The organism is Nostoc sp. TCL240-02 (genome assembly GCF_013343235.1).
Classification (GTDB): domain Bacteria; phylum Cyanobacteriota; class Cyanobacteriia; order Cyanobacteriales; family Nostocaceae; genus Nostoc.
Map to the genome: position 1 here is coordinate 313,950 of NZ_CP040094.1, position 23,084 is coordinate 337,033.

Consider the following 23,084-nt stretch of genomic DNA (forward strand, 5'->3'; position numbering starts at 1 on the left):
ACTATGCCTCTGCCGCGTGGAGTAAGCGAACATAAGTTCCGCCTTGCTGCCATAATTCCTCATGAGTACCACTTTGGACAATTTTACCTTGGTCTAGAACAATAATTTTATGGCAATCACGAATTGTACTGAGGCGGTGAGCGACTACAATACAGGAGCAACCACGCTGTCGCAAGTTACGGTTAATAATCAATTCGGTTTCTACATCGAGGGCGCTGGTTGCTTCATCCAGTACTAATACTGCGGGATTTCTCACCAAAGCGCGGGCAATTTCTAAACGCTGGCGTTGTCCACCACTAATATTCATACCGCCTTCAATTAATTCAGAGTCATACTTGGCAGGCATAGAAGCGATCGCATCATGAATCGCTGCATCTTGGCAAGCCTGCACCAAATCAGCTTCTGGCACAGTTGAATCCCAAAGAGTGATGTTATCTCGCACAGTCCCTGCAAATAAAAAGATATCCTGCTCAACCATTGCCAATGAGTTAGCCAACACAGAACGCTTAATTTGCGATCGCTCTACACCATCAAAACAGATTTCCCCTTCCCAAGGTTGATAAAGACCGCAAATTAATTTAGCAATTGTAGATTTCCCTGAACCACTTCCCCCCACAAGCGCTATGCGTTGTCCAGGCTGAACAGTTAAGCTAAAATTCTCAATTAAAGCAGGTTCCACGCGACTGTAGCCAAAAGTGATATTTCGTAACTCAATATTTCCCTGTAATTGCCACAGAGATGAAGAAATAATTTCTCCCCCTTCTCCCTCTGCCCCCTGTCTCCTGCCCCCTGTCTCCACTTCCAAATCAACGGGATTTTGCAGCACATCATCAAGGCGATTTAAATCAGCTTCTAAATCTTGCAGCGTGCTGCCGAAATTAACGAGGCTATTAACTGGTTCTAAGAAACTTAGGGTTAAACTTTGGTAGGCAACCAGCATCCCAATGCTGAGATTGCCCTTCATTACCTGTAAACCACCAACCAGCAAAATAGAAGCTGTGGTTAGGGCTGTCAAAATTGTGGGTAATGTGGTGAGAATTTGAGTTTGTAAGCCTAATTGTTGTTGAGCATTCAGGGCTTTAGCATAATAACCAGCAAACCGAGCAAATAAATCTGACTCTAGCCCAGAAGCTTTGATGGTTTCTATAGTTTGGATGCCACTAACCGTTACTCCACCCACCTTGCCATATTCTTGAGCTAGGCGCATGTTTGCATCTACACGAGTTTGTGATAAAAATAAAAGGGCAAAAATATTTATTAAAGCAAAACCAACTGCGATCACACTCAATAATTGATCATACTGAATCATAATCAGCAGGTAAAAGACCATCATTACTGCATCAATTAATGTGGTTGCCAAAGGCCCTGAGAGTACTTCTGCCACCCGGTCATTTAGTTGCACCCGGCTACTGATTTCCCCAGCAAACCGTTGGTCATAAAACCCAATGGGCAATCGCAGGATATGCCAGAGAAACTGTCCTGATGTGCTGACTGACAACTTAACCATCAATCGCCGCAGGTAGGTAAGCCGCAGTCTGGCAAGGAAGGCCCGCAATATAGTAGTTAACAACATCCCTAACAACAAAGGTCGTAACCAATCTTGCCGATCTTGGATTAAAATCTCATCGATAAACACTTGAGCAAAAGCTGGCACCGCTAACCGAGGCAATGTTAGCAATAACCCAGCTAGCAGACAAAATAAGATAGTAATTCGTGAGTTTTGTAAACGAGTAGTTAAAGCCGAAATAATGTGATTTTTTTTGCCACCCTTCTGAAAATCCGCTCCTGGTTCCATTGTCAGCACAACACCCGTGTATGCGCGATCAAACTCTTCCCAACTCACTGTTCTCCGACCACTGGCAGGATCGTTGATGTAAACGCGTTTTTTGCTATATCCTTCTACCACGAGAAAATGGTTAAAATTCCAAAAGGCAATGTAGGGAAGACGGGTAGCTGTCACCTTTTCTAGAGACAGTTTTAAACCTTTAGCATTGAGTCCATAGTTTTTGGCAGCTTTGAGAATATTAAAAGCTTTACTCCCATCCCGCGAGACACCACATTCTTCACGCAGTTTAGCCAGTGGCACAATCCGGCCGTAATAGCTCAGAATTATTCCCAAAGCAGCCGCACCACATTCGACCGCTTCCATTTGTAAAAGTGTAGAAGTGCGAACACGATTTGGTTTAAATTTTGGGATTGGGAATGGGGGATTGGGCATTGGGCATTGGAGAGTTAAAACTTGAATGTTGAGCTTCTGAAGGTGGACGTTGACCTTCTGAGGGTGAATGTTGAGCTTCTGAAGGTGGACGTTGACCTTCTGAGGGTGGAAGTTGACCTTCTGAGGGTGGAAGTTGAGCTTCTGAGGGTGGAAGTTGACCTTCTGAGGGTGGAAGTTGAGCTTCTGAGGGTGGAAGTTGACCTTCTGAGGGTGGAAGTTGACCTTCTGAGGGTGAAAGTTGAGCTTCTGAGGGTGAAAGTTGAGCTTCTGAGGGTGAAAGTTGAGCTTCTGAGGGTGAACCTTTAACTTTTAACTCTCCATTCCCAATGCCCCATTCCCAATGCCCAATGCCCCATTCCCAATGCCCAATCCCCAATTTAATAAATCCCAGTCCAAGATCGCAGCATAGGAATAATATAAGAAATTGGTGCTTTTTCTCCAACTTTTACTTGAACAGAGGTAGTTGTGCCGGAGGATATTCTTAAAGCAGGACCGTCAGAAGATGACCATTTGTAGCCACTGACTGATGTAGGGTTTTCTTGGAGTTGGACAAAAGCTTGCACCTGATTTTCACCTTTACCTGCAAGACTGGCGGCCATTTCTTTGTTACCAACGATCGCTGTAATATCTTGTGTAGTTACCGGAAATGAAGAAATATCTGCGATCGTTCCGACAATACCACCTTCGCGTTCACGTTTGGCAAAGCTGGGAGTGACCTGTACAGCCATCCCTGGCTTGATTTGCTTACCATCTTTATTCGCAAAGTAAACAAGACTCATAAGTTTTGAATTTGCTTCTTCAGCTTCGATTGACCCTAAGCGAGTACCCGGATTCATCATTTGACCAGGAACAACACTCACTTCCAGAATATGACCATTGTATTTACTAATGATTCTACTTTCTTGAGATAGTTGCAGTTCTAATTGGGCTATACGGCGCTTTACTTCCCGAATTTGATTGGTTTTATCAATTGATTGCTTTAAGTCTTGCTCGCGTAGTTTAGTATTTTGAGTATTAATATCTTTAATTTTCGTTTTAATTTCGTCAACTCTATTAAGATTTTCCAGATATTCTCGTTGTGTGGTGGTTTCTTGGATTTCGAGATCCTTTAGTTGCACGTCAATATCTGACAGTTCGCTTTGAGTATTAAAATATTCCTGTTCAGCTTGCACCAACATATCTTGGCTGATGACATGCTGCTCAAAAAGGTGACGACGATTATCAACTCGTCCTTTAAGAGTTTTGAGTAAGTAATTAATTTGTTGTTTGCGAGAATTAATGCTTTGACGTTTTTGAGCGATCGCTCTTTGTGTTTGATCGCGTAACTTTGGCGCAACTTGCTCTCGGCGCAAATTATTTTCCAAATCCATTCTCTGCTGCCCAAGAGTAATGATTTGTTGGTCAATCAGCAGCTTTTGTAACCTGTCAGTTTCTTGATTTTGGGTTTGCAATTGTTGCAACTTTACTTGCTCTTGCTGTAGTTGCTGCTTTAGCGCTGATTGGTCGATAATACCCAGCACATCACCTTGCTTAATAATATCTCCCGCCTTTACCTTCAGAGTTAGTAACGGGCCAGAACTGGGTGCTTGAAATTCCACAACATGGTGCGGTTTAATCAAGATACCTTGACCTGTGACAGTCAGGGGAATTCTGCCGAACACACTCCAAAGGCCAGCTACAGCAACCACAAAACTCAAAGTAGATAAAGTCAACCAAGCTTGAGGCTTGACTACATTTATCGCTTGATCCAGTTGTTCTGGTGAAGATAAGCGTTCCAGAGCTTCTTGCCGAAAGATGTGGCTGTGTTTGAGTTGCATTGTTCTCCTTCTTGCTGATGGCACTCAGAGCCTCAAGTCTTCTAGACTTTTAAGATTAAAGTGCGATCGGGGAGAACTAGGGGAGAAATAAGGGAAGCGATCGCTTATATTGCTTCAACAAAGCACAAATATCACCAATACCTTGCTTCTAGCTTTGCGATCGAGTGCGGTATTGAAGAGCGATCGCACCTTGCTTGGTGTAAAGTCTTCTTTAGACCTGTAATGCTTGTTTGGTAGACAAAGTGGGGGCGGCTGTATGCGATATATGGACAGTCTACTACGCCAAGATCCCAATTCTCGCACGTAGACATTTTGACCACTTGCTCGAATTTGCGATCGCCTCTGAAATTATAAAAGTCTATTTACCAGAGGGAAGCTTTAGTTCTATGCCTACTTTGTTACCTATATCTATAACATTGTTTGCAAAATCTGTCATACCTGCGATCGGGGCAGCGACTACAGTAGCAGCAGTTAGTAAAGCTACTAGACGCTTTTTGAGTTTGGGTAAATTGCGTTCTTTTTCTGGCTTTTGAATTTCTACTTCTACATCATCAATATCAATGGTGATGTCGTCGCGGATTTCTGATGGAAATTTGGCGGCAGTTTGGCGCAAGTTGCCGATCAGTTGCAGAATTTCGGTGATGTTTGCGCCGCTTGTTTGGTTGAAGTTAGAGGCTTGCTGACTGGCGTTGTCTTTAACTTGGTTGGCTAAGTTGGCGATGTTTGCGCCTTGAAGGTTGTTTGTGAATTGAGGATTTTCTGACACAGCATTTGCCTCAGCTTTATTATTAATTTTAATTTCTCTGCTGACAGCTAGTTTAGCAATATCTCGCATATCTTCGTATGCAGTCCTATCATCTAAATCATTATCTCCTTTTTGTGATTTTCGACGCGATTCTAGTGATTCATAGCCATCTAAAAGTTGACGTAAATCGAGTTTTAATTTTAGTTTGCCGATGGTTATTATGCTTTCACCCATTGATTCGAGTCCGAGGAGTTCTTGGTAATCGAGGGGCGGGTGGTTGGGATGGTTGGGGACGGGAACCCATTCGGTGATTTCGAGATTGGGGAGACTTTTGTGGATTTTTTGGAAGACATCGCGGAGGATGCCGAGAAATAAGCGGCGGGTTTCTTTGCGTCCGCTAATGGTGATGAAGATTTTTTTGTCTTCGGGATCGGCTTTGATGCGAGCGATGTTGTAAATTTCGTTGTTTTCTTGATATTGCAGCATTACGCCACTGCGCCAATAAATTTGGTTATGAATTTTTTCGTGGGTGTTGACGATGAAGCGAGAAATGATGCTTTCGGGGAGAACTTTGTAATGGTATTGAAATTCGAGGGTTTCGCCGTGGAGTTCTGTTTTGTCTGGTTGGTCTTTAGGCAGAAGTCCCGCAATCAGAAATTGTGGTGGGTAACACTCTAGTGCAAAGCCAAGCTCGAATTCCTTCATTAGTTCGATTAGATAGCCATGACGCTGGGTGGGATAGCGCTCTGGGTCAAGGATACGGATGAGATCGGCGGGGGTGAAAATGCCTTTGGTTTTAGTTTTGAGGGTTTCATCGCTCAGGAGCGCGTAAATGCCTTCTGTCACCCAGTTGGGTTTAAGGACGTTGGTATTTTTGAGGATGGGATGATCGCGGAAGTTGAGAACTAAGCCAAGTCGATGGAGGAGATCGATGAGTTGATCTTGGTTTTGTTCTTCGGGAATCTTATTTTCGTGGCAGATGCCGATGTAGCGGTTGTAGCTGATGAAGTCTTGGGACATAGATTCGAGTTGTTGTTTAACCTCAAACCATGTCAGGGGTAGAAGGTCGTAGACTTCTTTGAGGTTGCAGACTTGCTTCAAAATGGTGGTGCGAAGTTCATCAATGCCGATATTGTCTTGGCAGGAGGTTTCGATAATCGCTTGGATGTTAGGATATTTTTCGCGTAATGCCTTGCGGTTGATGTCGAGGGGTTGTTCGTCTTTTTTGTTGCCAACGATAATCACGGGGGACTGTCCGCCAAAGCTTTCGATTAGTTTCAGCCAATATTCGATGCGGTTTTCTTCTTCGCTGGTGCGACAATTACAGACTAGGAGATAGAGGCTACGCTTAGTCAGAAAAAACTGATGGGTGGCATGATAAATTTCCTGTCCGCCAAAGTCCCAAACATTGAGGCGGATGTCTTTGCTATTGACCCGCACGTTCCAAGTTTCTACATTAAGTCCGTCGGTTTGGGGTTGATTTTTATCATATTTATCGCGGATTAGTCGCTCAATGAGGGATGTTTTACCGACGCTGCCTTGTCCGATGAGCAAAAGTTTGGCTTCGTTGAGTTGACGCACTTCACCGCTACGGAGTAATTGCAAGTAATTGAAAATGTCTTTAACTGAACCAACATTATCAGAAGATCCTAAAATCTCTGGTGAAATAGGAAGCGGATTTCCCCGTAAATCTAGTTTTTCCAATTTTGGCAAACTTTTGATCGCGTCTGGTATCTGGGTTATTTGGTTGTTACTAAGGTGAAGCTGCGTCAGATTGGTTAATTTAGCGATCGTCTCTGGAATCTGGGTTATTTGGTTTGAACTGAGGACAAGCTCCGTCAGATTAATTAATTTAGTGATCGCCTCTGGAATCTGGGTTATTTGGTTGCGACGGAGGTCAAGCGCAGTTAGATTGGTTAAATTAGCGATCGTCTCTGGAATCTCGGTAATTTTGTTGAAACTCAGGTAAAGCCCCCTCAAATTGGTTAATTTAGCGATCGCCTTTGGAATCTCTGTAATTTTGTTGGAAAAGAGGTAAAGCCACCTCAGATTGTTTAAATTAGCGATCGCCTCTGGAATCTCGGTAATTTGGTTTTGATAGAGGTCAAGCGCAGTTAGATTGGTTAAATTAGCGATCACCTCTGGAATCTCGGTAATTTGGTTTTGATAGAGGCCAAGCACAGTTAGATTGGTTAAATTAGCGATCGCCTCTGGAATCTGAGTTATTTGGTTGTTACTGAGGACAAGCTGCGTCAGATTGGTTAAATTAGCGATCGCCTCTGGAATCTGGGTTATTTGGTTGCCACTGAGGAGAAGCTGCGTCAGATTGGTTAAATTAGCGATCGCCTCTGGTATCTGGGTTATTTGGTTGGAAAAGAGATAAAGCCTAGTCAGATTGGTTAAATTAGCGATCGCCTCTGGAATCTCGGTAATTTTATTGGAATCGAGGTCAAGCCTAGTCAGATTGGTTAATTTTGCGATCGCCTCTGGAATCTGGGTTATTTCGTTGTTATAGAGGTGAAGCTGCGTCAGATTGGTTAATTTTGCGATCGCCTCTGGAATCTGAGTTATTTTGTTGTAACTGAGGTCAAGCTGCGTCAGATTGGTTAATTTTGCGATCGCATCAGGTATTTCAGTTAGCTCTACTCGAATTAAGATAAGTTCCTCTAAATGTAGTATTTGCGTTACCACATCGGGAATGCTCTCTAAAGGATTGCCACTAATATCCAATTTATGCAAATTAGGCAAACCCAATAGTTCGAGTGGAAGCGTTTTTAAATTGTTACCTGAAACGTTTTGGAGATCGTGTTCTCCCACTTTTTCATAACCTTCAACCTTCTTTCCCAAAATTAAAGACTCAAGCTGCTTCAACTTACCAATTTCTACAGGTAACTCAGTCAACTTCTGCCCCGACAAGTCTAACTCTTGCCAACCCTCAGCCACGGCGCGATCTATCAGTTGCAATAACTCTTCCTGCGTCATAATTCCAAGGAGAAGGGTAAAAGGAAAGAAGATTGATGAAGATTAAGTAGTCGGACAAAAATATTTACAGTCATTGCTAGCGAAGCGAAGCAATCCCAGCCCTTGCGATTGCTTCATTCCGCAACTCTTGGAGACGCTACCGCGTAGCTTGCTTCCCCGTAGGGGTACGCTCTATTCGCAATGACATTGTGTAATTAATTCTGTCTGACTACTTATCTTAACTGATTAGGGAAAAATACCAGATTATCTGGATGCCTAAGCCAGGAAATCACCCTCCTGACTTAGGCATCCAGTAGTTATCGGTGCATTATGAGTCCTAAATATGGCCAATACGGTTCGGATAAGGTTTTTTGATGACACGCCCTAGATCATAAAGACGCGATAAATCGCCGTCTCTACAAAGGACTGATTCTTGTAAAGACGGCGATTTATCGCGTCTCTTGCCTTAACCGAACCGTATTGGGGGTGGGGCTTGTACCGCAAAAAATCCAAAATCTAAAATCTAAAATTAGCAGGGTCAAAAGCTGTTTTTGAGTATTAACAACAAGCTCAATCCCATAACAATATTGAAGGCAAGTCATTGTTAGCCAGACGCAGCAATTGATAACCAATTCCAGATGTACCGGGTAAAAAGCCAGGATTAAATACAGAATTGGGTAAGTTGGGGAACAGTTGATAAGCTCCAGTTCGCTTGGCTCTAGCCACAACATTTGTTGCATTCTGGTGAGCAATTTGATGCCAATCACGACGGGAACAGATTTTTGCACCGACTAACAGCACTTCCGATCGACCAAAATTGCCACAGCACAAGTGATCGATCGCTTGTAAGCCAAAATTCTGAGTAGTTTGGAGAGCAATTTCAATTTCTTGTTGAATTTCCGGCGTTTCCACGATTCTCAAACTGCCTAAGCGTCCCAAACCAATGCCGGCTGCACCATGACACCACTTATTTGCAAAGTCAGGTTGCCCTGGTTGTCCCATTCTGCGGAAGTCGGGCCAGTTGGCAGTGGACTGGCAAAAGACGCTACGCTCATACTCGATTCCTGCTAAACCTGCTTCTAAATATTTGCCCTCAGAGGTGGCGGCATAAAGTCTGAGCAAAGCATAAGAGATACCTGCGGCTCCATGAGAGAAGCCAGTTAAGGGCTTTTCCCAATAAGTATGCCAAGCTTTGGGCCCACCGTTGTGGCTAACTTGACGGTTGATTAAATGTTGTCCACAGGCGATCGCTTTTTCTAAAACGGTTGCTTCTCCTGTGGCTTGATGCAGCGACAATAACCCTAAAATTGCTCCAGCTGCTCCACTCATAATATCCAAGTGTTCGTCGGCAGCAATCAGTTCTGGTGTCATCAAATCGGCTAATATTTGAGCGTCTGGCAACAGCGTTGCATCGTTGAGGAATTGACTAATTTTCACCAAGCTATAGATCATCGATCCTAAACCTGTTGCACCCCCAACGCCCATGAAACGAGCCATGCGTTCCCAAGTTTCTGGCTCAATGGTGTGGATTTGGCGACGCAGAGATTGCACTGTCCTCAATGCTAAATCACGGTAACGGGAATCACCAGTTACTTGACTCAGTGCAGCTAAAAACAAGGCAACTCCAGAGCGTCCGTCAGAGAGACAATTATTCAATACTTGCAGTTGATATCGTTCGGCGCGAGGCACAAAGTCTAAACCAATCCAATTAACGCTGCCATCAGGGTCAGAAATGGCTCTGGTTTCCAGTTGAGTGGCGATTTCTTTGGCTTCGGTAATCAATTGTTCTGAATTCAGCAACGGTAACGATTCGCCTTGCCATTGTCCACCTTGGCGGCTGAAAGTGGTTGCAATCTTGGCATCGAAGGAGCCTTGAATAATCGCTACTTGTCGAGCTAGGTCGGTTTCATCCAAAGATTGTAACTGGTTGAGCAGGTCTTGGTAACTGGATTGCTTGAAGTAGTTGGGAATGGAAGAAGAACCGTTTAAACTCAGTTCATCAACCACCGCGCTAGCCGTGAAGAAGGGAATATCCAATTGTTCCATTGCTCGGAGTTCCGCGCTCAAAACAGGAAAGGCGTTCGGTCTATTTTGAGCAACTAGAAAAGCACGGCTGAGAACATCGAGTTGAATGCTGTAATCTACGCCGTGTTTGAGGTAATCGGGTGCTAAAGCTTTTTGGAGGATGATCCCATAAATGCGGGTGTTGCGGAAGATAAAGCGCACCTGCTGATTTTGCATAGCAGATAGCAAACTTTGGCGTGAAATTAAGAAATCTTTGTGCGCCATCAAAAAGCGATACATCTGCTCAAACCCAGTGGTGATTTGCAGTTGATAATCGTTTGGAGACAGAGCAGTTTCACCCAAGAACAGCACATTTTTCCCCATCGGCAAGGTTACAGGCTCAGACAACAGATGCATATTATCTGTATTAATGTTCTGCCAGCGCGGCACTTTGCGGGGAGATAGTCGAGGATCTGTGCTGCCTAGTCCGCTAATATCATAAGCGACACTGCGATCGCCACTAAAATCCCAACGCGGTAAAAGTCCGGTGCGGAGTACGGAATCCCAAAATTGTCGTGTGGCGGTTGTTTCTAAATCTTGGGTAAGCGGTGAGTCTTCAATGAGATTCGGTTCATGGTGCAGCAACGTTTCCATGTCAATCAGCACCAGATGTTCACCATTGGCAATTAAGTTTTCGTAATGGCAATCTGTGGCTCTGAGGGCATAAAGTACACACAACAACATCCCAGAACGTTGATAGAATCGTTTCGCAGCTGCTTCATCAACACAAGGCAACTGTTCAACATGTTCCACCCAACCATAACCGTTGCGTTCTAGCACTTGAATGACTTTAAAATCTAAAAGATTGCTGTGTTGATTGCACCAATCTAAAAATTGGTTAAAGACAACCTCTAGTCCTAAATCCTTGGGTTTATAAACAAGTTTAAGTCCAGACTCAAAGGTGAGCAAAATTACCGTTCGTCCGCGTTTGTGTGCATCGGAAAGGGATGTTTGAATTTCAACAACTTTGTTTTGAGAAAATGGGGCGATCGCTTCATCAAAAGTTCGTTGAATATCTGTCCTATCTGCAACTAAACGTTCGAGAAATTCAGCAGTGAACTCAACCCAAAAATTGACGGCTGTTGCCACTAACCGACCGAGAACTGGATACTTTTGGAAGAACGTCAGCATTCCATCTTCTAGGAGTTGATTGACGAACTTGGTGTAGTGAGTGTTATTATTTTTTGTCTCCAGTCCTAGTAAGCCGAGCAAGCTTTGACCAAAGGGACGCACCTGAGAAAATTCAAAATCTAATGTCTTTGTGCAAATTCCTGCTAATCGTTTAAGTAGACCACATTCTAGAGAACTGTAAGCAGTTTGGGAAAGAATCGATAAGGGAAGACAATCTTGGGTGAATTGACTGTCGCAGCGAGCCAGTAATTGCTGTCTGGCTACCAAGATAGCAGGCAAAAGAATATCTTCAAAGGCGATCGGATTTTGTGAATCGATTGGTAGAAATACTTCGGTTGCAGAATTGAATCCTGTAGCAGTTTGAATGATTTGCTGCAAGGTTTCTGCCCACTCAGGCAAAGGTTGATCGGCAAGTAACTCGATAGTTCCCAATTTGGAACTAACAGTATCGAGGTCTAGCCCTTCCCACTGTAAGCGTTTGTGTAACGTATCCCATTTACCTTCTGCTGCAACTTCGCACCAGCGATGTCTACGACGGTTAATTTCTTGTTCGTTGACTCGATCGCCATTAATTGCAAATCTGCTTTCATCAAGACGTTCCCAAATAAAGCTAGCATTGGCTGCGATCGCTCTTAAATCGTCTGATGTTTTCTGTTGGGATAAGCGAACAAGTTGTTGAACCATAGCTGGATTTTTCATAGTGGGAGTTAAAACAGAGGTATCAATGGGATAAGGCAGAAGGTAGAAGTAAGAATTATATTTTCTTCAATTTGGTGGGAATTATGAATGAAATTCCCTCTTTACCTTTATAAAAAAAGCAAAGAAGGAATCTGTTATGCAGCACCTACTTCTGCATTGAACCTTAGTCCCAGGTATTGAAATGCCAAATAGATAAGTTGTGATAAATTGGCTCTATAAAGTTGTTTTAGAAAAGCAACCTTACCTGTAGAGGCTAAAATGCCAAAGAGAAGAAGCTACATACTGTTTTAACAGCAACCACCGTGTCCGCCACCGCATGAATCTGTATGACATAGTTTGGGCGCACTATCAGCCATCATCCCACCACTAACACTGAGTAATTCTTCTTCACTCAGTTCATTGGAATCCACAAAGGTTAGTTCTGCAAGCATTTGAGAGATGGCTTCAAGTGTGAAGTTATAACCTTTCTCTGCACTAGCGATCGCTAACACTTTAATAGCTTCTGCTTGATTAGTTGCTGCTTTTACTTGCTGTTGTAATTGGGCGTTTTGCAGTAATTCTTTAATTTGGTGTAACATCCGTCTATCCTCCGTTTTTGTTGACTTATCTAAACCGCAGAGATTCTACACTTGTTTTGTGCGGTGTTCTCTGTCCTTCTGAGTTGAATTTAGAGAAGAATCGGGGAGAAGTAGGGGAGATAGTTGCAATAGCAGAAAAATTTTTTGGTTAAAATAATTGAGGGTATGGGAACTGGATATTAGCTCTGAGCGAAGAGGCAGAGGAGCAAGGGAGCAGGGGAGCAGGGGGCAGAGGGCAGGGGAAAAGATAGTAGAATTACTTCTGCCTGGCTAGGTTTGAGAGCAAGTAAATTTCAAGCAAATTTATTTATGATGCCTACTGCACCCTGTGCGAACGAGGTGTGTAACAGGAGAAATAATACGTTATTACTTCAACGCAAATAGATTTATGTATAGGGATTTCACCCAAAGCTAGAGCCTCTATAACGACGAGTTGAAACAGGATTCTGAATCTAAAACTAAAGGGCAACCAATACTTCACTAATTTGCTCTGCTAGTTTCAATGGACGGAAAGGCTTGGCAAAAATAGCAGCGACATCCAAATCAGCAAAACTCTCTCGATCTGATTGCTGGAGTTTAGCTGTTAATAAAATTACTGGAATTTTCTTAGTGGCGGGGTTAGCTTTCAGTTGTTGCAGAGTTGCACGCCCATCCATATCAGGCATCATCATATCTAGTAGGATGACATCTGGTTTATGGGTAGCAGCTACCTTCAAAGCTTCCTGACCAGAACTTGCTGTCAATACATTCCAGCCAGCAGCCATTTCTAATCCCAACTTGGCGATCGCCCGCACATCTTCTTCATCATCAACAATCAAGATATTTCTGTTCATAATGGCACTCTTACACAATATATGTGCTGATTTGCTTGATCGCTCTTGAGCTATTCTAAAGCCACATCGGGGAAAAATAGGGAAGAATTAAGCTGTTAGATGCAGTTTATTGCACTGGTAAAGGTAGCAGTACATAAAAAGTGCTACCTTCACCTAAAATGCTTTGAACCCAGATTTTACCGTCATGTTGCTGGATGATATCTCGGCAAATAGCCAGTCCTAAACCTGTTCCTCCTTTGTTGCGGGAGTCGGATGCATCCACCTGCTGAAAGCGCTCGAAAATTATTTGTAACTTATCTTCAGGAATTCCTCGCCCTTGATCTTGGATAGTAATCAAAAGGTATTTGGGTGATAAAGGCTCATTCTCTTGAGGCTCAATGCCTTGGGATTCTGAGAGAGTGGCACTGATATACACCGTGTCTCCTGGTTCAGAAAACTTAATAGCGTTGCTCAGTAAATTAGTCAGGGTTTGCAGCAGGCGATCGGGATCTGCCCAAAGTTCAACTTCTACAGGATTTATGATCAATTTGACTTGTAATTGATCTGCCATTGCTTGCATTGCTTCTGTGGCGGTAGTTAGCAAGTCTGCGGCGTTGTACTTCATCTTCCGCGTGAAGATTTTGCCCGATTTCATCCGCTCTAAATCGAGAATATCGTTCACTAAACGAATTAAGCGTTCAGTATTAGTGGTGGCAATGCTCAGAACTTTTTGGCCTTGTTCATTTAGAGTTCCCAGTTGTTCTGAACCCAATAAATCTAATGCTCCCATTGTGGAAGTTAAAGGTGTACGCAATTCATGACTGACTAAAGAGATAAATTCGTTTTCTAGGCGTTTGCGTTCGGTAATGTCATTGGCAATTAATAAAGCACACGGTACTCCAGCTAAGTCAATCAATTCGAGAGATATCAGTATAGTTTTGAGTTCTGCACACTTAGTTGAAAATTCAAATTCTAGATTGTATAGTGACCCAGTTTCTGGCAGAAGTTGAATTGTTTGAGCGATCGCGACTGTGTTTTTACCCAAATTAAGTTCAGTGGCAGTATTGCCAATCACTTCGTCTAGAGAGTAGCCGCTCATCTTCAAGAAACTGGGATTGACATCAATGAAACGAGCATTCGAGACTGTAGCGATCGCGATTGGATTGGGACTAGAGCGAAAAACTTTTGCAAACTTCTCTTCTGCGTTGGCGCGCTCGTGAATTTCCTGCTGCAACCGCTCATTTTGGGCTTGCAGTTGTTGTTGCAGTTTCCAAATCGTTAAATGATTTTCAATTCGTGCTAAAACCTCTTCTAGTTGAAAAGGCTTAGTGATATAGTCCACTCCCCCAACTGCAAAGGCTTTCACCTTATCTAGCACATCACCCAAAGCGCTGATAAAAATTACCGGAATTTCACGAGTGCGATCGCTTGCCTTCAAATGTTCGCAGACTTCATAGCCATTCATCTCAGGCATATTCACATCCAACAAAATCAGGTCGGGGGGAACTGCATTTGCGCCTCGTAAACCCGTAGAACCCTTAGTTACACTCCGAACTTTATATCCCTGTTCCGTCAACATGGCAGATAAGAGGTTCAGGTTTTCTGGCGTGTCATCAATCACTAGTATGTCTGCTTTGGGAAAGTTGAGCGACTCTTTAGGCATGGCAATATCGACTTTAGCCAGAATAGGCTACTAATGATTTCTAGAAATTGTAACCTTACTTCAATGTCTTAATAATCAGTTACAAAAAAAATTCCAATTACCCATTTATCTACCCTAGTTCTCCCCGATTAATTTCTAATCTTAAAAACATCAAATCAAATTTGTAGATAACACCTACCAAATCACACAATACGGAGTAACTTATATGCAAACTTCAACCATGCGTAAACCAATTATTCTTGCACCAGGAGAAGGTAATCAATTTTCAATTATGGGTGGACAATTTACAACCAAATCAACTGGTGAAGAGACAAATCAAGCTTGGAAAATTTATGAAATTACAGATACACAAGAAAATGGGCCACCACTGCATACTCACCCTTGGGAAGAAGCATTTTATATTCTAGAAGGAGAACTAGACCTCCAAGTTGGTACAGAAACAATTTTGGCATCACCTGGCTTTTTTGTTAACATTCCTCATAATGCACCACACGCCTTCAAGATTCGTTCTGCTACTGCTAAATTTCTGGTTTTAATTGCACCTCAAGGTGCGAAAAACTTTTATGAAGAAATGGGTCAAGTCGCAGATAGTCCATCGCCAAATATGGACAAAATACAGCCTCTTTTGAACAAATATGGATTGCAATTTCTAGCGTGAATCTTTCGTTTAGATGTAGGGTGTACAGCTAGCTGTACGCCCTTACAGAGAAAAGCTATACATAATGCAGAATTTGCATTTGTTGATAAATAAATCTATTTCTAGAAAGCAAAATGTACTCAATAGCAAAACCAAAAGCTGCTCACCTTTTAACTACTAGTACGCTGAGTTTGGGACTCATCGCTAGCCTTATTTTTTATCCAAGTGCCAGTCAAGCGGGTAAAAATAATGTTGGAGTACCTGCCGAACTCCAGGGCGAGTGGCGGTACGGTCGAATCTCGTCTATCCAATACCAAGACAGCTACACAGGTCGGCCAGCAGCCCCAAATGGTTCAAGCGATCAATTTCAACTCGCATCTAACGGTAACTACCAGCGAAATCGGCTGCTTCAAATCACCACTTATAACTGTGAATCTAATCTCTTCATACAGGAAAAAGGCAAAGTTAAGGTTGAAGGTCAACGCCTGACTTTCCAACCTAGCGACAGCACATCCAAAGGGCAAATCTGCAATAGCGGGCGCACCTACTCCAGCCGCAATTCGGCAAAGGCTGAGACTTACGAGTGGTCGATTGAGACAAATGAATCAGGGCAGCAAGTTCTACTGCTTGCGACCCCCGATGGCAAGGGTTTAGCTCACTATGGGCGACCTCAATAGACTTACGCAAAAAATACCCCAAACTTTGATTGTTAGGTAGGGGCAATTCATGTAGACGCTTCTTCGGCTTCCCGCAGGGTATTGCCCTTACTGCGTGTAATTTTGCGTAAGTCCTAATCTGTTTAAAAATAGACGCGAAAGCGAGTAGCGGAATGTTAGCGGGGTGAAGCCCAGCCTAGTCTAATTTCGCGTCTTTACAATAAACCCAATACATCTTGGATTATCCATTTTTTCTCTCCCCTAGTTCTCCCCGATTGCTTCGTAATCTATAAAATATCGAACTGAGGTTATCCCATGATTCACCATATTTCAATTGCTGTTAAAAACCCCAGCCATGTTGCTCAAGTTCTGGGGGAAATTTTAAAAGCACAAGCTGTTCCATTTCCTCCTAACCCAGGAAGCTATATGGTTATACCTTTTGATGAATACGGTACAGCCATTGAACTCTATCCTTTTGGCTCTCAAATTGAACCGGGTGAAAATGATGAAGAATGCGTATTTGTCCGTACTGCAATTACTTCTATGTATACAGATATTCATGCAGCTATTTCTGTACCCATCAGCCAAAAAGAAATTGAACAAATCGGTGCCCGTGAAGATTGGCGTGTAGTGCGCTGTAACCGCGATTCTTTCTTTGATGTGATTGAGTTTTGGGTGGAAAACAGATTAATGATTGAATTGCTAACACCAGAAATGGCATCTCAATATTTGAAATTTGCCACTCAGCAAGAAAATCTAAAATATTTTGTGGCAGAACCAGCTTTAGCAACAACTTGATAAGTATTTATAGCAATCCTATTTGGTTTGCAATTCTCACAAACCGCAGATCCTCAGCTTCTCAAATAAATCGAGGATCTTGTTGATCGCGAATGATTCAGAATTGCTATATTAATTTATTTAATTTAAGTACATTTGCAACTAAAGAGCTATCCCTGCGGCGGGCATAGCTCTTTAGTTATGGTAAATAACAGAAGTGAGGAAAAGACCAAAGGCAAAGTCAACTTATAGGTTAACTAGTACTAATATGATTGACCACGACCGTTTATTTAAAGAACTGATTGCAACATTTTTTATAGAATTTTTATAATTGTTTTTTCCCCAGGTAATTGCTTATCTAGAACCTGAATCATTGAAATTCTTGGATAAAGAAGTATTTACCGATATCACTGCTGGCGAACAATACGAAGCTGATTTAGTAGTATAAGTAAGACTTCGAGAACAAAAAACTTTTTTTCTCGTGCATATCGAAAATCAGTCATATCCACAAGCTGATTTTGGACGCAGAATATTTCGTTACTTTGCGCGATTGTTTGAAAAATATGCTTTACCTGTCTATCCAATTGTAGTTTTTTCTGCGGTTTCTAAGCGCCCATTTAACGTTAAGTTGGCTCAGTTACAATTTTGTTCCGTTACATCAATAATTTCATCGAAGCAGAAACTGCGGACTAAATTTGTCAATTTTTCTGCCAAAGTAGAATGTGTTTGTGGAATTTGCTCAATTAATTGAAAGATTCTTTCGGCATCGACTTCAACGGCTGCCTGATTAAGTTCTGTTACCCATTGGGTAGGCATAATGGTAATTGCAGAGCGAAGATCCAAAATGGAAAATTGAATATTTTTTAGGTTATTGTCTGTTGCATCTTCACTGCTTTCTTCTGCACAGATATATAGCACCTGCAAATATTCAGCAATCTTTTCAAAAATCACCTGCTCCCGAAATGGCTTACGAACCAAGTCATCGCAACCTGCGGCTAAAATACTCGCCTGTTGTTCTTCAAAAGCACTGGCAGTTAGAGCAATAATTACGGTACGGTGATTTGTATTTGTATTTCTTTCCCTGGCTCTAATTTCTTTAGTTGCATCGTAGCCGTTCATTACAGGCATCCGCATATCCATCCAAATAAGATGAGGCTGCCAAGTTTGCCACATTGCGATCGCATCTTGTCCATTATTCGCAGCCTTAATTTCAAAACCAATGCTACCAAGAAGTTGCATAATTAAATCGCGGTTTTCTTTACGGTCATCCACTACCAGAATCCGGTAAGAGGGTTGGCCTGGTGCTAGCTCGATGACACGTCCCTTATTCAACCTTGGTGAAACCTTCAATTCTGCGGCTAAATTCACTTGGATGTCAAAACTAAAAGTAGATCCTTGTCCAGGGCTACTAGTTATGTGAATATCGCCTCCCAGCAACCGCACAAATTGACGGCTAATAGTCAGTCCAAGTCCAGTTCCTTCCTTAGTTTGGATACCGCTTGTTGTCTGGACAAAAGGCTGAAACAAGTTATTCATTTCTTCTGGTGCTATTCCCCGTCCAGTGTCTTCGACTTCAAAGTGCAGGAATGGGGAAGAGGCAGAGGGGCGGGGTGCGGGGGGCGGAGGGGAAAATTCTTCTCCCTTGCTCCCTGCTCCCTGCGCCCTTGCTTCTTCTCCCGCTCCCTGTTCACTCCCCAACCTGACTCGCAACGTTACTTTGCCTGTTTGAGTAAACTTGACGGCGTTACCCAAAAGGTTAATGAGAATTTGGCGGAGTTTTCCCTCATCTGTCTGGATATAACGGGGAAGATTGGGAGCAATTTCAAATTTGAGGAATAATTGCTTTGTTTGTGCCTTTACCTGAAACATTTCTTGTAATGTTTGCAACAGTAGATAAAGGTCGAAGTCTTCAGGGGTGAAAATGATTTGTCCAGCCTCAATTTTGGACATTTCTAGAACATCGTTAATCAGGTTGAGCAAGTGTTCGCCACTGCGGTTAATGGTAGCTAAAGATTCACGTTGGTTTGAGTTGAGGCTAGTATCTCGTTCCATTAACTGAGAAAAACCGAGGATAGCATTGAGAGGCGTGCGGAGTTCGTGGCTCATATTAGCGAGGAAAGCACTTTTAGCTTGGTTGGCAGTTTCAGCTGCTTCTTTGGCAATTCTCAGCGCTTCTTCTGCCTGATGTCTGGCTCGACCGATCGCAATTATTTCACCTACCAACTTCAATAGATTAATATCTTCTTGACTCCAGGCTTTACACAAGTGAATCATCGCTGTACCGACAAAGCCAACTACTTTGTCAGAATGAAGCATGGGCACAGCAACTACAGACTGAAATGACATCCCCTCAAATAGCTTTCTCTCTGCTGTCTCAGGCGGCAATTCTGCTACAGAAGGGATTTGTATATGGTTGCCACGAAGGATCGGAGTATAAAAATAGGGAAAACTTTCAATAGGCGAACCTTTGGCAAGATCGATCAATGGCTCGACATTTTCGCCACACCATTCATGAATCAGGTCGAATCGCCTTTGATCTTCGGATAATTCAAATATGCAGCTGTGTTCGGCACTAATAAACTGAGCGATCGCTTGGAGTGTAAAATTAATTGCTGTTTCTAAATTTTGGTCAATAAATTGCCGAGAAATGCTACTGAGTAAACTTTCGGCTTGAGTCCGACGTTGTAAGGCTGCTTCTGCTTGTTTGCGATCGCTAATATCACGAGCTACACCCACAATTTGGAAATTACCTTGGGCATCTTGTGTGCGGACTGCATTAGAAGTTAGCCAAACCCAGCCCTTAGTGCGATGTTTGGCGCGGTACTCAGTACCAGAAATTCCCTCACCGGTTGCGAGGATAGTTTGGGCGACTTCTTGACATTTTTGCACATCATCAGGATGAGTAAAGAATGTCAAAGAATTACCCTCCATTTCACCGGGGGCAAATCCGGTAGTATTCAAAATATTCGGGGAAATATAGTTGAAAACCCCATCAGGACTCATCGCAAACAGCACATCATTGACCTTTTCAACGATAGTACGAAACTTTAACTCGCTTTCTTGTAGGGCTGCTTCTGCTTGTTTGCGTTCCAATTCAGCACCGGCACGGGCAGCAAAGATTTTGATAATTAATTCCCGTCCCGGATCGTGCTTCATTGGTTTGACATCTATTACTGCTAGATGTCCAATGATTTCCCCAGAGGAACTAGTGAGAGGAACGCCAAAAAAACTCTCGGCATTCATCCTCACTAAATCTCCATCGTCGGGGAAAGCGGCTTGCACTCTTTGAGGATAATGACACATCTTGCCTTTCAAGGTATGTTGACAAGGAGTACCGTGCAAATCATATTCCAAATTTTCGTTAATAGTCCCGCAAGACCAAAATGCCAAAGTACGGACTTTAGTTTTCTGGTCATCATGAAACTCAGTGACTAAGGCATATTGAACTTGCAATACCTCAGCCAGGTAACGAACGCAGGAATTGAAGAATTCATTACCTGTTTTTGCTGCTGTCCCCTCAACAATTAAGCGTAAAGCCTGTTCTTGTTGTTTGCGATCGCTAATATCTGTAAAAACTGAATCGAGACAAGATTCTTCGGCGTTGAGACGGAGTGACAACAGTAACCAAACAACCGAATCATCGCGCCGCCGCAGTGCGACTTCAAAATTCCGAACTTCACCATCTTTTTCTAACTCTGCTAACATCCGCGTGCGATCGCCTGGATCGGAATATAATTCAGTTGTAAAAAACTTGCCAATCAAGTCATTAGCAGAGGCAAAACCTAAAATATCGGCACTGCGTTGATTAGCCTCGATAATCAAACCATCTTGTTGACGAGTGCGGAAAATACCTACTTGAGAATTTTCAAAGATGTTGCGGTATTTCATTTCACTACGACGCAAAGCTTCTTCTGTCTGCTTGCGTTCTGTAATGTCACGCCCCACACCCAAAATCGCAACTGTGCCATTTAAAGCAGTAATTGTCGAAGTGTTAAAGTTGAACCATCGCCATTTACCATTTTTGTGTCTTAATCGCACCTCAATATCAGTCAGTTTTTCCCCAGTGGCAGCCCTTTGTAAGGCTGCGGCGCTAGTTGCCAAATCTTCTGGTTTGGTAAACTCCACTACAGAATGACCTTCTATTTCCTCTAGGCTGTATCCCATGATTGAGGTAACATTAGGCGAATGATAGGTAAAGATTCCATCTACGTTAAGGACAAATATCAAGTCATTGGCATTTTCAACAATGCTACGGAACTTTAACTCGCTTTGCTGGAGGGCTGCTTGAGCGCGTTTGCGTTCTGTGGCATCAGTGCCTACTGAAAGAATTTCAATTAAGTTTCCTTGTGCATCTAATATGGGTTTATTTGCCCAGACTATCCAGACGCGATCGCCATTTTTGCATAAGTTCTCATTTTCGTTGAATAGATAATTTTCTGGGTGTTGACAAATGTCAACCATTAATGTTTGCAAATCGCGCCCTGAAATCTCGGTTTCTGGAACAATTGTGCCGATGACGTTACGCCCAATAACTTCATCTAAATCGAAACCAAAAAGCCTTTGGCCGTAGTCATTTAAAAATATAATGTCACCGTTAGTATCCCAACGCAGGATAATACAATTGGCTGTTTGCACCAAATCTCGATACTGGACTTCGCTTTGTCGCAAGGCTTCTTCGGTGCGTTTGCGATCGCTAATATCGCGCACTACTGCCAAGATGTGTGGCTTACCGTTGTAGATGCAAGTCGTTCCTTTGACTTCCACATCTATGAAAGTGCCATCTTTGCAAATATCAACTGCTTGCCCATAAAATTGCTCGCCAGATCGAGTTGTTTCAACAAACTCTAGAAAAACTGAATGTGAGTTTGGGTGAATATAGACAGATGGATGTAAACTGAGAAATTCCTCATAAGAATAACCGTGCATTTGATAAGCTGCAGGATTAACTTCAGCGACTTGTTCAGTTTCTATATCAGTAATAAATAGTCCATCATTGATTGCTTCAAAAATAGTGCGATATTGCAACTCACTTTGCCGTAGTGCTTCTTCTGCCCTTTGGCGTTGGGTGATGTCGCGGAAACTCCACACTCTACCAATAATCTGTTCGCCAACACGCTGAGGACAGGAATATCGTTCAAAGACTCTACTATCTTGCAGTTCTAAGCAATCGTAACTAACTACTTCCGGGTGTGAGTATAATTCTCGAACTCGTTGCAAAAACCGACCTGGCTCTTTTAGCTGATTTGCCAAATACGCCAGTCGGTGAGGATGATCTGGTTCTGTCAAAAGTTCTGGTGGAATTGACCACATTTCTAAGAACTTCTGGTTATAAGTAGTGATATTACTTAAACTATCGACTACTAATATACCATCTTGAATGGATTCAAAGATAGCGTTTAATAGAGATAAAGAGTTTTCTAAAGCTATTTGAGTTTGTTTGCGTTCGCTCAAATCCCGCCCTAAAACCACTAGAGCCTTGCGTCTACCATCCTGGTGAAATAGGGGAGCTTTGATCATATCGAGACTGCTCGCTGTCCCATCAGGACGAGGTATAATTTCTTCTACCCGATGCACACATCCCAACTGCCAAGCTTGTTCATCTGTTTTGTCGCAATTGAGTAAAGCATCGTGATAAAAATTGCTAAATTCTGCTAGTTCAGAGTCTGTTTTGCCTTGATAATCAACTCCTTGTATTTCTAAAAATTCCAGGTTAGCCTCGTTTGAAAGCAACCATTTTCCCTCGCCGTCCTTTAAACAGATAATATCGGGTGTAGCATTAATTAATGTCTGCAATCGTTCCTCAATCTCTTGCAAGGATTCTTGAGTTTGTTTTGCTAGCGTGATATCTCGAATCACCAGTATTGCACATCGATCATCAGTTAGCTCGGTACAGCTACCAGAAATTTCTAGTGTCAAAGTCCGCTCACCCTGCTGGTACTGATAATTTCCTGTTTCGTACTCCCCATTCAATAGCCGCACATCAGGATAAGCTGGTTGTCCTACTTGCGCTAAGGGTAGTAAGTCAGTTAATTTTGCGCCGCAGATATTGCCGTGGGGTTGATTTACCAGAGATTCAAAATGAGAATTGCACCATTGAATGCGTCGGTCTTCTCCTACCCAGACTACAGCATCAGCGATCGCACTTAATGTTACTTCCATCTTGGTGAGGGTAGCTTGCAATTGCTTCACCTGCTCCAATTGTTTAGCGCTCATCACCAACTCCTTAATGTCTCCTGGTATAGATAAAACAACTTGGTATAGTGATTGTATCTATAGTTGATCGTGAAGATATTTAACCATAGCAAAAATACATACTGCTTTTAAAT

General features: G+C 42.7%; 13 protein-coding genes and 1 pseudogene. 5 read left to right on the plus strand and 9 right to left on the minus strand.

All coding sequences use genetic code 11. The features are described from left to right. Position 1: 1 nt before the first annotated feature. The 3 genes from FBB35_RS01500 to FBB35_RS01510 are packed head-to-tail and all read right to left on the minus strand — an operon-like array spanning position 2 to position 4,035. Positions 2-2,218, minus strand: coding sequence for an NHLP family bacteriocin export ABC transporter peptidase/permease/ATPase subunit (locus tag FBB35_RS01500; RefSeq protein WP_174708179.1), 2,217 nt, complete (start codon positions 2,216-2,218; stop codon positions 2-4). Beyond that, positions 2,184-2,594 (minus strand): hypothetical protein, encoded by a 411-nt coding sequence (locus FBB35_RS01505; protein WP_174707948.1) that lies wholly within the window; start codon positions 2,592-2,594, stop codon positions 2,184-2,186. The genes FBB35_RS01500 and FBB35_RS01505 overlap by 35 nt, the downstream gene beginning before the upstream one ends. Position 2,595: 1 nt before the next feature. Beyond that, on the minus strand, positions 2,596-4,035 hold the full coding sequence (locus FBB35_RS01510; protein ID WP_174708180.1) for an NHLP bacteriocin system secretion protein: 1,440 nt from the start codon (positions 4,033-4,035) through the stop codon (positions 2,596-2,598). A gap of 60 nt (positions 4,036-4,095) precedes the next feature. On the opposite strand from FBB35_RS01510, the gene FBB35_RS01515 reads away from it, so the two are divergent. After that, a complete protein-coding gene (locus FBB35_RS01515; RefSeq protein ID WP_174708181.1) occupies positions 4,096-4,272 on the plus strand; it encodes a hypothetical protein in 177 nt (58 codons plus the stop codon). 121 nt (positions 4,273-4,393) lie between these two features. On the opposite strand, the gene FBB35_RS01520 is transcribed toward FBB35_RS01515, so the two are convergent. From FBB35_RS01520 to FBB35_RS01540, 5 genes are all read right to left on the minus strand, one after another. Then, entirely contained in the window at positions 4,394-7,762 is a 3,369-nt protein-coding gene (locus FBB35_RS01520; protein ID WP_174708182.1) for a leucine-rich repeat domain-containing protein, read from the minus strand. Between the two features lie 549 nt (positions 7,763-8,311). Further along, the gene (locus FBB35_RS01525) at positions 8,312-11,635 is read right to left on the minus strand and encodes a type 2 lanthipeptide synthetase LanM family protein (protein ID WP_174708183.1); all 3,324 of its coding nucleotides are present in this window, start codon (positions 11,633-11,635) and stop codon (positions 8,312-8,314) included. Between the two features lie 287 nt (positions 11,636-11,922). After that, positions 11,923-12,213, minus strand: a complete 291-nt coding sequence (locus FBB35_RS01530; protein ID WP_174708184.1) for a Nif11-like leader peptide family RiPP precursor — start codon at positions 12,211-12,213, stop codon at positions 11,923-11,925. 458 nt (positions 12,214-12,671) lie between these two features. Next, the gene (locus FBB35_RS01535; protein ID WP_174708185.1) at positions 12,672-13,046 is read right to left on the minus strand and encodes a response regulator; all 375 of its coding nucleotides are present in this window, start codon (positions 13,044-13,046) and stop codon (positions 12,672-12,674) included. Between the two features lie 106 nt (positions 13,047-13,152). Next, a complete protein-coding gene (locus tag FBB35_RS01540) occupies positions 13,153-14,688 on the minus strand; it encodes an ATP-binding protein (RefSeq protein WP_174708186.1) in 1,536 nt (511 codons plus the stop codon). A 205-nt stretch (positions 14,689-14,893) separates the two neighbouring features. Between FBB35_RS01540 and FBB35_RS01545 the strand changes: the two genes are divergently transcribed. The 4 genes and pseudogenes from FBB35_RS01545 to FBB35_RS34135 all read left to right on the plus strand — a co-directional run. Beyond that, positions 14,894-15,346 carry a cupin domain-containing protein gene (locus FBB35_RS01545; protein ID WP_174708187.1) on the plus strand — a complete coding sequence of 151 codons (453 nt, stop codon included), beginning with the start codon at positions 14,894-14,896 and terminating at the stop codon, positions 15,344-15,346. Positions 15,347-15,459: 113 nt separating this feature from the next. Then, positions 15,460-16,002, plus strand: a complete 543-nt coding sequence (locus tag FBB35_RS01550) for a hypothetical protein (RefSeq protein WP_174708188.1) — start codon at positions 15,460-15,462, stop codon at positions 16,000-16,002. Positions 16,003-16,296: 294 nt separating this feature from the next. Beyond that, complete coding sequence (locus tag FBB35_RS01555; RefSeq protein ID WP_174708189.1) at positions 16,297-16,779, plus strand: hypothetical protein; 483 nt, start codon at positions 16,297-16,299, stop codon at positions 16,777-16,779. 247 nt (positions 16,780-17,026) lie between these two features. Beyond that, positions 17,027-17,356 (plus strand): annotated as a pseudogene (locus FBB35_RS34135) (Rpn family recombination-promoting nuclease/putative transposase); the annotation flags it as partial. A gap of 35 nt (positions 17,357-17,391) precedes the next feature. On the opposite strand, the gene FBB35_RS01565 reads toward FBB35_RS34135, so the two are convergent. Then, entirely contained in the window at positions 17,392-22,971 is a 5,580-nt protein-coding gene (locus tag FBB35_RS01565) for a PAS domain S-box protein (RefSeq protein WP_174708190.1), read from the minus strand. Positions 22,972-23,084 lie beyond the last annotated feature (113 nt).